The sequence below is a fragment of the Moorena sp. SIO4A5 genome, from assembly GCF_010672005.1.
GTDB lineage: Bacteria > Cyanobacteriota > Cyanobacteriia > Cyanobacteriales > Coleofasciculaceae > Moorena.
Genome location: NZ_JAAHHZ010000006.1, coordinates 36932 through 49043, shown reverse-complemented (window position 1 = coordinate 49043; position 12112 = coordinate 36932). Strand labels below are relative to the sequence as shown.

Genomic DNA, 12112 nt, shown 5'->3' with positions numbered 1-12112 from the left:
TTCGATCCCCATTTCATCGATGTCGAGTGATTCGCTTCAAAGTTGAAAGAAGTGATGCTTCTTTGGAGCCGCTGCCCGATTGGCCGTAGGCCACGCTAAAAGCGATTGACCTTTGGTCACGCTACGCGAACGCAAATTCTTATACAATTAGAAAGATGAGCCAATTGCCAAAAACACAATCGTGGCTACCAAAACTTTTACATGAAGGTAACTACTTGTTAACATTGTCGCAAAGATGGCGATCGCTTTCCTCGACATTGGGGTTATTCTCCAAATAGTCACGCACCCAATTGCAACCCCGCACCATGAGTTGATCGAAGGATTCAATTTGCCACAACCTCACTATTTGATCGTTGGCAACCATAGCCAGTTGCTTACCATCCGGGCTAAAATTGAGATCGAAGACCTGACCTCGAGACTCTGCGTTGAATTCTGCCACCTGCTCCTTGGTCTCTAGATCCCATAACTTAGTGATACCATCTAGTCCAGCAGTTGCAAGTAATTTGCCATCAGGACTAAAACTTACCTCCATTGCCCCATTTGCAGATCCTTTGAATTGGGCTAACTCTTTGCCATCTAGGTTCCACAAACAGACGGTGCCGTCTCTGGCGGCGGTAGCCCTTAACTTGTTATCAGGACTAAAAATCACCTCATCGATTATACCAGCAGAGTGACATTCCGAGAATAAACTAGTGTCTATGGGGTCTTTGCTAACTTCATCACTTGACCAGGATAATTTAGAAGTATCAACTTTAAAATTATGACTCGAATCAGAAACTTGATTAGATTTAAAGTCCCAAATACGGATGATGCCATCTCTACCTGCGGTAATTAACTGCTGACCATCAAGGCTGAAAACTGCTCTTTCTATCCAAGTGTGATTTGTTTCGATTGTAATATCAGAAGGCTCAGACGGGTTATCTAAAACTAATGTGTTTTTATAATAAGAAGGAAACCTTTTATGTTCTGGAAAAGTGGCGATCTTACCATCACTGCTATAAATTTTATCTACCATCGAGAATTGCGGTTCTCCTTTAAATTGGTTTTCGGATATTTCTTGACCTGATAAGTCCCAGTACCTAAAAAAACGAGTATCATTCCTGCTACCGCGAGTAGCAAGTTGCTCGCCATCTTGGCTAAAGACGACATCCCAACCGCGAAATTTAGACCCAAGATTTACCTCAACCTGCTCTTGAGTTTCTAAGTTCCATAAAGCCAAGGTATAAATCCTACCAAGAGCTCCAGAAGAATCTATACTGGTGTTAATGGTAGCCAGTGAACTGACATCAGGGTTAAAACTGGCACTTTCAACCCAGCCTTCAGGCCCTTGGAAACAATCATCATTTAGAAGTTTGCCTGACCTGTCCCACAAGCAGATGATTCCCGTGTTATCAACGCTAGCGATTCTGCTGTCATCGGGGCTAATACCAAGACCGATGACTGTGCCTTGATGTTTTTCCAGGCGATTCCGTTCTCTTACTCCATAAGCCACCTTGTGCAGTGTTTTTGTAACTTGTATTTTTAGCTTAGGGTCTGGCTTGAATAAGGATAAGTATCCCGGCCAATCTTGAATAGATTTTGCTGCCCGTAAACTGGCAAGCAAAGCTTCTAAATCTGGATAGAATCCAAATTTGGCTTCAGCGGCTTGCCGATCGGCCTTAATTTGACCGAATAGGGCGTTTCTTTGACCAATTAAGGAGAATAAACCTGTAATTAACCCTACTATAACTGCGATCGCAACACCCGAATTACGATTAGTATTGAAGCTTTTTCGTCGGACGCTACACCGCACAAACTCAGCTTCTACTTGGTTAAGCCAGTTATTATCAGAATTGAGTACCTTTTTCAACAAATCCAGACGTGGGTTAGTATGCCAAAGAAACCTTGCCGTCTGCTGGCTTTCCCACTCCTCGGCTGCGGTCGTCAAGCGCCGTTGTAGAAGTAAATTTTCCTCATCCTTTTGTTTCCACTCCAGCAACCTTTGCCAACCCCGCACCAAAGCGTCATGGGCTGGTTCTACATAAAGATCACCATCAGTATCTTCTCCTTTCACCAATAACCGTGCGTTGGTAAAGCGCTCAATTACTTCTTTAACTAAACCATTTTTCTCTCCCGGATATTCTAATTCTGATAAAGGTACGCGCCTACGGGCTAATTCACCCCCACCTAGTGCCACCATCCGCAGCATGACATGACGGATTACTTGGTCATAAGCTGGATTTTCATTAACTAGCGCCTGATATTCCTCATCAGCCCTTTGAGTTAGCGATCGCATTACTCCCCCCAATTCACTATAATCGGCTTGAGTCAATGCCCGGTCAATAGTAATACCCCTGTATTGTGCCTGCCGTTGTCGCCTTAAATACTTGAGATAAAGTTCGCTCAAGGCAAAAGACAGCAGGGGCAATGCTCCGGGCATATCTGCCACTTCATCAATCAATTGTTCTACAAGTTCGTGGGTCTGAAAATACATTACCCGTGCTTCTGCGGGTTTCTCGATTGCTTCCTTGAGTTCAGCTCGCGTCATCGCCGGTACAATAAATCGTCTGCTGTGCCAACCCTGTTTAAGCACAGTGTTTCCGACGTTATAGTCTGTGGGGACAAACCTTAAGCCAGCATCCCTGACTTGGGGTTCAAAGTCAGACCGTAGGGATATTACTACCCGTAATTTATCCCCATGGGCATTTATGGCTGTGAGTATCTGTTGGAAAAACTCTTTACGCTCATCTAAGTTTTGACAGAGTGTAATAATTTCTTCGCTTTGGTCAATAAACAGTAATAACTTAGAGTTGGGGTTATTCTTCGCCCAAACATCAATGCTCATTGCCAGGTTATGCTGTGGGGTTTGGGCTGCTACCTCTGGTAACTTAGCATTACATAGCACATTATTTAATACTTCCAAGGGCGTCTCACCAGGACGGATGGGTGGCAAAATACACCATTTCTCTTGATCTTGCCGTAGTTTGGGAATTAATCCTGCCTTCACCAAGCTAGATTTACCGGAACCGGAAGCACCCAACACTACTGTCAGGGGATTAGCTTTGACAAAATCTTCTAACTTTTCTACTAGTAATGTTCTACCGAAAAACAGTGAACTGTGTTTCTCGTCAAAGGAGTTTAAACCGCGATAGGGATTTTTTGACTCATCCAATGGTGGTGCGGGCGGTAAGTTAAGTTCATGTCCTGGAGACAGAAAGATATATTCTCCCTTATCGTGCTTATTTAAACACCAAATACCGGGCGTTTGTCGTATCCGGAATTTTTCTGTGGGTATTTCGACTCGATCCCGTAAATATAAATATAATTTTGTGGCTGTAATTACCCCATCGACCGCCGGTTTACCATTCGTAGCAGGAGGATAGATATCTGCTGCCCCTTCGAGAGCTTCTAATAATGCATTAGCAAAAGGGGAATGATTACCGACTTGACCGCGTACCCGTTCTAAATTAAAGTTATCTAAAGCCTTTTGGTCAGAAGCTGAGGACGTAATGATTTGCCATGCCGGGTCAGTAATAAAACGGTCGTATCGTTCTTGGTGAATTACTTCTGGTGATGTTAATAAATCCCTGGTACTTGACCATTTAAAAGCGCCAGCAAAACAGCAGTCGAGGATACCCAAGAAATGACGACAAGGTAATTTAATTAAAGCATCGTGTAACTTGGTCATGGGCAGATAACTATTAGTATCCCCGAGTTTGGCATCTTGAGGAATTAAGTAACCCGCCGGGCCATCATCCCCATTGAGGGCAACTCCATGACCAGCGAAGTAAAATAATAAGCGGTCATTTTCAGTGACTTGTTCGGGTAGGGTTTGGTCTAAAAATTTGTTGAAGTTAGAGAGGGTGGCTACTTCGTCTAAGCATACCCAGACTTGATAACCATGCTTCTCGCGCAGAATTTCTATTAGTTTTTTGGCATCGTTTACGGCGGTGTTCAGGGGGGAAATGCCGTTTTGGTAGTTGTTAATGCCGATGATAAAGGCGAGATTGCGGGAGAACATGGCGTTTTATTCTAAAAGCACTTATAAAGATAACTTTAATGCTAGTGATTGGAACAATCCTATTTTGGCAAATATATCTTTTTATGTAGGCAGTATAATCATGCTTACACAGCTGAATGGGGTATGTTTATTCCAAAATAATAATACATCTAACCCCAGCTTAATAGTCCCCTTGAGGGTACCTTTTATGTAAAAAAAAATTAACTTTTTTTAATTTAATTATACTAGTTAACCGGTGTCTTTTTGACCTGACGGGGTGACAAGCAGCATTGTTAGCCTTACTGGGTATGGGGTGTGGGCTAACCGGTGTAGGGCTGATCGCTTTCTCAAAACTATTGCTACACAAGAGCGATCGCTTTCTTAAAACTGTTGGTACACAAGTGCGATCGCTTTCTCAAAACTCTTAGCACAGAAGTGCGATCGACCTGCATGTCACGCGGGGCGCGTTCGCACTCTCGTTAATCTTGGTTGAGAAGTAGTCCGGTCAGCGCAGCTATGCCTGTAGGGCTGATCCCGTAGCGTGGCCGTAGGCCAATCGCACCGAAAGCTAAACCATAGGCTGATATAGCGCTACGCGCAATGGCATTGGCAAGAGGCAAGAGGCAAAAGTTGACGTGCATTAGCAAATGAGCTTTTATCAATGTCCTAACTTTAATGGGTAGTGCTATAGCACCTCAAGTAGCACCATCTGTAGCCCATAGGCTGATAGCACCTCAAGTAGCATCTCAAGTAGCGCATTAGCTGATAGCTGATAGCACCTCAAGTAGCATCTCAAGTAGCGCATTAGCTGATAGCTGACGTCTGATAGCACCTCAAGTAGCATCTCAAGTAGCGCATTAGCTGATAGCTGACAATTGCTTTCACCAAATCTTGCTCATGTTTAGCACAAACCCCGCCAGTTCCGGAGCACCGCTAACGGTTTCAGGATTGTCCAAAATCTCTGGTTTCTGATTAGGACGATAAATGTAAATTTTCCGGTTTTGGCGGTCGATTAACCAACCCAGTGATGTACCCTTGTCAAGGTATTCTTGCATTTTATCTTGCAAGCCACTGAGTGTATCGCTGGCTGAACGTAACTCGATCACAAAGTCGGGGCAAATGGGGGCAAAGGAAGCTTTCTGTTCTTCGGTTAAGGCATTCCAGCTCTCCAGTTTAATCCAACAGGCATCTGGAGAGCGGATCGCGACCTTGGGTAAGGTAAAGCCGGTGCTGGAGTCAAAGGTTTCACCCGTACCGTCGAGATCAGCCCAGTTAGCCAATTGTTGAGAAATTTTCAGATTCCGATTGCCTGTATCGGAAAAGACTGGCGGCATAATCACAACTTCTCCACTGGCGGTGCGCTCAATTCGTATATCTCGATTGGCTAGACAGAATTCATAAAACTGGGCGAGAGTCATTGGGATGATCCCAGGAAGATTGACCATAACAGGAACAGTTTGGGTTTGAATCAGTAGCCTGGTCATTATAGGGTTTGTATCTAGGTTGTAAACAGACTTATTGCATAAAAAGGCATGGATACAAGAGGGGAAAGATATATACGCCAATGACACTAGGGCTTGTCTGCTTTCGTCAATAGGTAAAGATTTATTACGAAAATACTAATTTCTGCGTAAAGTCAACAGGTTATCTTGGGGAATAAATAGGGAGCATCCCAGATTTGACAAACTATACCCCAGCTGTGTGAGCGGGATTATACCGCCCACATAAAAAGATATATTTGCCAAAATGGGATGCTAGCAATCAAGAGTATTAAAGTTATCTTTATAAGTGCTTTTAGTATAACATGTTTTCTCGCCATCTCGCCTTGATCATCGGCATTAACAACTACCAAAACGGCATTTCCCCCCTGAACACCGCCGTAAACGATGCCAAAAAACTAATAGAAATTCTGCGCGAGAAGCATGGTTATCAAGTCTGGGTATGCTTAGACGAAGTAGCCACCCTCTCTAACTTCAACAAATTTTTAGACCAAACCCTACCCGAACAAGTCACTGAAAATGACCGCTTATTATTTTACTTCGCTGGTCATGGAGTTGCCCTCAATGGGGATGATGGCCCGGCTGGTTACCTAATTCCTCAAGATGCATCCCTGGGGGATACTAATAGTTATCTGCCCATGACCAAGTTACACGATGCTTTAATTAAATTACCTTGTCGTCATTTCTTGGGTATCCTAGACTGCTGTTTTGCTGGTGCTTTCCGTTGGTCAAGTACCAGGGATTTACTCACATCACCAGAAGTAATTCACCAAGAGCGTTATGACCGTTTTATTACTGACCCGGCCTGGCAAATCATTACTTCCTCAGCTTCGGATCAAAAGGCTTTAGATAACTTTAATTTAGATAGCGAACGCGGTCAAATCGGCAATCATTCCCCTTTTGCTAGTGCATTATTAGAAGCCCTAGAAGGTGCAGCAGATATCTATCCTCCTGCCACGAATGGCAAACCGGCGGTCGATGGGGTAATTACAGCCACAAAATTATATTTATATTTACGGGATAGAGTCGAAATTCCCACAGAAAAATGCCGTGTGCGGCAAACCCCTGGTATTTGGTGTTTAGACAAGCACGATAAAGGCGAGTATATCTTTCTGTCTCCAGGACATGAACTCAACTTACCCCCCGCACCACCATTAGATGAGTCGAAAAATCCCTATCGGGGTTTAAACTCCTTTGAAGAGGAACACAGTCAACTATTTTTTGGTAGAACATTACTAGTAGAAAAGTTACAGGATTTTGTCAATACTCATTCCTTAACTGTGGTCTTAGGTGCTTCCGGTTCGGGTAAATCGAGTTTGGTGAAAGCCGGATTAATTCCCCAGTTGAAACAGGAAAATACCGATAAATGGTCGATAGTGTCACCAATTCGTCCCGGAGAAACCCCCTTCCAAGCTCTCAATAAAGCCCTGGTTGAGGCGGGATTACCAAAAGTCGAGTTAGGGAACAAACAAAAAACTCTCACTGAAAGTATTGCGGTTTGGGTTAAAAACAATCCCAAATCCAAGTTATTAATCTTTATTGACCAAAGCGAAGAAATCATTACACTCTGTCAAGATGAGCAGGAGCGCCAGGAATTTTTTCAACAGATACTGGCAGCAATTCATGGCTATCGGGAGCAATTACGAGTAGTATTAAGCCTACGTTCTGATTTTGAACCCCAAATCACAGATGTGGGCTTAAAGTTGGCACCGGAAGTACTAAATCAATTGGGAACCACGGTACTGATAAATCTTTGGCAAAGTGGACGATTTATTGTACCAGCCATGACACGAGGGGAACTAAGGGAAGCGATAGAAAAACCGGCTCAAGCACGGGTAATGTATTTTCAACCCCACGAATTAGTAGAAGAATTAATTGATGAAGTGGCGGATATGCCGGGAGCATTACCCCTGCTGTCTTTTGCCTTGAGTGAACTGTATCTCAAGTATTTAAGGCGGCAACGGCAGTCACAATATATGGGTATGACTATTGACCGGGCGTTGACTCAAGCCGATTATATTGAATTGGGGGGAGTAATGCGATCGCTAACTCAAAGGGCGGATGAGGAGTATCAGAAGCTAGTTCAAGAAAATCCCGCTTATGACCAAGTGATCCGTCATGTGATGCTGCGGATGGTGGCACTAGGTGGAGGTGAGTTAGCCCGTAGGCAAGTACCTTTATGGGAATTGGAATATCCGCCTCAGAAACATGATTTAGTCAAGGAAGTAATTGAGGGTTTTAGCACAGCACGGTTATTAGTAGAAGGACAAGATGCTGAGGGGAATCCCTATGTAGAACCAGCCCATGATGCTTTAGTGCGGGGATGGCAAAGATTGCTGGGATGGAAGCAACAGGAGGAGGAAAATTTACTTCTGCAACGGCGGTTAACGACCGCAGCCCAGGAGTGGGAAAGCCAGCAGACGGCAAGGTTTCTTTGGCATACTAACCCACGTCTGGATTTGTTGAAAAAGGTACTCAATTCTGATAATAACTGGCTTAACCAAGTAGAAGCTGAGTTTGTGCGGTGTAGCGTCCGACGAAAAAGCTTCAATACTAATCGTAATTCGGGTGTTGCGATCGCAGTTATAGTAGGGTTAATTACAGGTTTATTCTCCTTAATTGGTCAAAGAAACGCCCTATTCGGTCAAATTAAGGCCGATCGGCAAGCCGCTGAAGCCAAATTTGGATTATATCCAGATTTAGAAGCTTTGCTTGCCAGTTTACGGGCAGCAAAATCTATTCAAGATTGGCCGGGATACTTATCCTTATTCAAGCCAGACAGTAAGATTCAAGCTGAAGTGTTACAAACTTTACGAATGGCATTATATTCAACTAGAGAATATAACCGCAGAGAAGTACCTCAAGGTTTTGAGAAGATGTTTTTTAAGCCTGATGGTACGTTAATGATTGCTACAGCAGAGGATGGTACTGTCCGCTTACAAGACTTCAAAGGCAGACAACAACCCAAAGTATTTTCAGGACATGAGGGGGACGTAGATCTTGATGTTAGTCCGGATAGTCGCTTATTAGCAACAATTGACCAGCAAGGGACTTTTCGCCTCTGGAACTTAGAAGGAAAACAGGAAGAGCCACGTCAGCTTACAGACTGTATTTCAGGGTTTACATATACTGATTTAAATCTATCTCCTACTGGTTTCGGTGTATATGACAGAGGGATCAGTTTCAGTCCTGATAGCAAGAAGCTTCTAGCCTATTTACAAAGGGTAACTGAGAAGGGCAATTCCAGTACTATCTGCCTGTGGGAAACGGGAGATAAACCGAAGCTATTGAAACAGGAAGGCAATTTCTATAGTATTAGCTTTAACTCCAATAACCAGCTAGTAGTAGCTAACCAATCTGGCAATACCCTCAGCTTGTCGGACTACAGGAGTCGTAATCAGTTGGCAGAGTTTAAAAATTTTAATCAGGCACCCTCTGGATATCTGGCTTTTAGTCCTACACTCTCGGGAAATCTGGTTTTTAGTCCTATTAGTCCTAATGGTGAATACTTAGCAGGATTGTTTGGAGATGATGTAAGCATTGCCTACTTTCGTAGTTTAGATAGCGAATATTGGAAGGAGTTTAAACCCATAAGTAGAGCTAGCAGTATCATTTTTGATACCGAAGGTCGTCTGATTATTGGGCAAGAGGGTGAGGGTATTATTAGTGTTTATGATGAACCATATAAGATTAATGACTCTTTGTCAGACGCCTTGGAATTTGAACTGAAAGGGCATCAAGGTGGTATTCGTGAGGTGATTTCTAGCTCGTCGAACGGCAGACAACTTGCTAGTTTAGGTGATGACAATACCCTGGTCTGGTGGAAACTAGATAAGAAGCCATTAGAGGAGTTAGAGCTAATTCCGAATTTAAAAAGTATCAGCATCAGCCCCGATGGTAAGCAACTAGCTGTTGTCGGAAGTGATGACACTATTCGTCGGTTGGATTTGACTGGTAAGGTGTTGAAGCGATTTCCCGATCTTAAAACAAAAATAAGGCAAATCATTTTCAACCCTGATGGTACACAATTGGCTGGAGTTGGTAAAGATAATAGGATTCGCTTATTGGATTTGAATGGCAATCAGTTGTATAAATCTAAAAATTTTAATAAAACAATTAGCCAGCTTCTTTTTAGCCCTGATGGTACACAATTGCTTGTTGTGGAGAACGATAGTACTGTATATCCGCAGGGTTATGATGATAAGAATACTAGTACTCTCCATCGGTTGAATTTGAACAGTAAAATCTGGAAAACTGAACCTAAGCTATGGGGTGAAATCGCTTTTAGCTCCGATGGCAAGCTGTTAGTGGCGCAGAATGCTTTACCTGATCACTATGTAGAGCGAGGTAATATCTTTTTAAAAGAATTGGAGTCTGGTGAGGAATTAGTTAAGTTTAAGAGTGCTAAGTATGGCTTTGATAGTATCGGTTTTAGTACCCAGGGTGGCTTAGTGGTTAGTGCAGAGCGGCGTTATTTGGAGGATAATGGTTCTCATATGGAGGAGAAGGGTTATACCTATGTATGGGATATGTCAGGAAAATTATTGACTGCTTTCAAAGATGGGCATCAAAGTAAAGTTACAAGTATAAGTCTTAGTGCTGATGGCAGCTTACTAGCCACTCTTGATACATCCGGAAATGCCAAGTTATGGCGTATAGGAGGATTGGATGAACTAATAGCCAAGGGTTGTGATTGGGTGCGAGACTATCTTAGTAACCCCAATGTTGACGAGAGCGATCGCAATCTCTGCAAAAATTGATGGCGTTGCTGATTTTGGGTATGCTTTCGCCCCCCTAGCCCCCCAATTCTGGGGGGAACAAAACTCTCAAGCGATGCAGCGCGGTCTTGGGGGTTTCCCCCATGAGCGACTGCATCAAGACAAGTCCCCCAAAGTTGGGGGATTTAGGGGGCTGTAATAAAATCAGATAATCGCGCATTCATTCCTTAATTCAGCAACGCCGGCCTATATAGGGTTTATAAATGAGATGAAACAGCCCTACCCTTATTAAGGGGGATTTAGGGGGATCTCAATCAGGGATTAACAAAACTGAAATGCGACATTGGAAAGTATTATCCCGATTTATTCTATTCATCCTCTCAGCAGTTATCGTACTGCTGAGCTCTGCCCTACCCAATAGTCTTCTTGCCTCTCAAGCTGCTAGTCCTCTTGCCCAAGTACGCATCAAGACCGAAACAGTAATAGGTCAGCAGGATTTTTTCCGAGTTGGCAAATCCCACAAAGGTCGTTGGTGGTTGATTGACCCCGATGGCAAACCCTTTCTTTACCGGGGTGTCACCTCCGTCAACTTTGGCTATCCTGCTCCCTATGTTCCGGTTGTCGAAGATAAATATGGTCAAGACCCCGCTGCATTTCGGGAAGCTACCTTTGAGCGGCTGCGAAACTGGAATTTTAATGCCCTAGGAGCATGGACACCACCTCAATTGTGGGATCAGGGTATGCCCTACACGGTTATCCTAAATTTCGTCAAAGCTGCTCCAGACAGCGAACTTAGGGTTGATGACAGGAAGCTAAAGTTACCTGATGTGTTTGATCCAAAATGGATTGAAGGGATTGATGCTAAAGCTAAGGAAATCGTAGCACCGGTGGCAAGTAGTAAGCTGCTAGTGGGATATTTTACTGACAATGAACTCAATTGGGCACACGCCGAAACACCAGACCGAAAGGTTAACTCAGAATTGTTGTTGACCAATAACGCTAAGGCATCTTTACTACAATTTTGCCTTAGCCTCAATCCAGAAAAACCCGCCTATAGTGCTGCCTGGGATTTTGTTTTAAAGCGCCATGGTAATAGTCTAGAGCAGTTAGCTAAAGATTGGCAGGTCCCGATTGAATCTAGAGACACGATTAAAGAATGGACTAAGACAAAACAAGGGATTGTTTCTAAAGGCTACTTAGTGGATCAGAATGGGTTTCAAGCAGAATTTGCTAGACGCTATTTTCAGGAAACTGCAGCAGCAATCCACCGCTATGACCACAATCATTTAATCCTGGGATGTCGGTTTGGGGCACCTCCTTCTAATGCTGTATTTTCCGCCATCAAAAGACCTTGGGTAGATGTGGTATCTGCTAACAATTATCGCTACAACATGTATGAGCGGATAGACCTATACTACCAAGCTACAAAATTGCCAGTGCTCAACACTGAGTTTAGTTGGGGACACACCAGGTTTACTCAACGAGCCTTACCCGATGAACCAGAAGACGGGTTTTCCGAAAGGTCACGGATGATGCGTAATGGCGCTAAGTCCTTAGCCAGGGCTTTGACTCATCCCGCTCTTGTCGGTTATACCTGGTATCGTTGGGTAGATTTGCCCGGTCATACACCCCCAATTAGTTTTGGTCTGGTCAATCTTGAGGATGATCCCAACCTCTCCCATACAACCTTACTGAAGCGATTGAATGCTAGAGCTGATGCGATCGCGACTACAGCAAAGGGAATAGGGAACAGGGAATAGGGAACAGGGAGTATGGAATAGGGATGCAGCGCGTAGCGCATAAGCTGTTCGCGTAGCGTGGCCATTCGCGTTCGCGCAGCGTGGCCTATGGCCAAGGCCTTTAGCTGATAGGTGATAACTGATAACTGATATACCAATCCGTGTAGGAATTGCGAG

General features: G+C 43.8%; 6 protein-coding genes. 3 read left to right on the top strand and 3 right to left on the bottom strand.

Features of this window, described 5'->3' with window-relative positions:
• Positions 1-211: 211 nt before the first annotated feature.
• A complete protein-coding gene (locus tag F6K57_RS05020) occupies positions 212-4000 on the bottom strand; it encodes a caspase family protein (RefSeq protein ID WP_293065390.1) in 3789 nt (1262 codons plus the stop codon).
• A gap of 269 nt (positions 4001-4269) precedes the next feature.
• Between F6K57_RS05020 and F6K57_RS05015 the strand changes: the two genes are divergently transcribed.
• Positions 4270-4407, top strand: a complete 138-nt coding sequence (locus F6K57_RS05015; protein ID WP_293030912.1) for a hypothetical protein — start codon at positions 4270-4272, stop codon at positions 4405-4407.
• A 51-nt stretch (positions 4408-4458) separates the two neighbouring features.
• Here F6K57_RS05015 and F6K57_RS05010 read toward each other — a convergent pair whose 3' ends face one another.
• Positions 4459-4620: a hypothetical protein gene (locus F6K57_RS05010; protein WP_293030909.1), complete on the bottom strand. Its 162-nt coding sequence runs from the start codon at positions 4618-4620 to the stop codon at positions 4459-4461.
• Between the two features lie 240 nt (positions 4621-4860).
• Positions 4861-5463: a Uma2 family endonuclease gene (locus F6K57_RS05005; protein WP_293065386.1), complete on the bottom strand. Its 603-nt coding sequence runs from the start codon at positions 5461-5463 to the stop codon at positions 4861-4863.
• Between the two features lie 320 nt (positions 5464-5783).
• On the opposite strand from F6K57_RS05005, the gene F6K57_RS05000 reads away from it, so the two are divergent.
• Both F6K57_RS05000 and F6K57_RS04995 read left to right on the top strand, forming a co-directional pair.
• Positions 5784-10238 (top strand): caspase family protein, encoded by a 4455-nt coding sequence (locus F6K57_RS05000; RefSeq protein WP_293065383.1) that lies wholly within the window; start codon positions 5784-5786, stop codon positions 10236-10238.
• A gap of 293 nt (positions 10239-10531) precedes the next feature.
• Positions 10532-11956, top strand: a complete 1425-nt coding sequence (locus F6K57_RS04995; protein WP_293065381.1) for a hypothetical protein — start codon at positions 10532-10534, stop codon at positions 11954-11956.
• Positions 11957-12112: the final 156 nt, after the last annotated feature.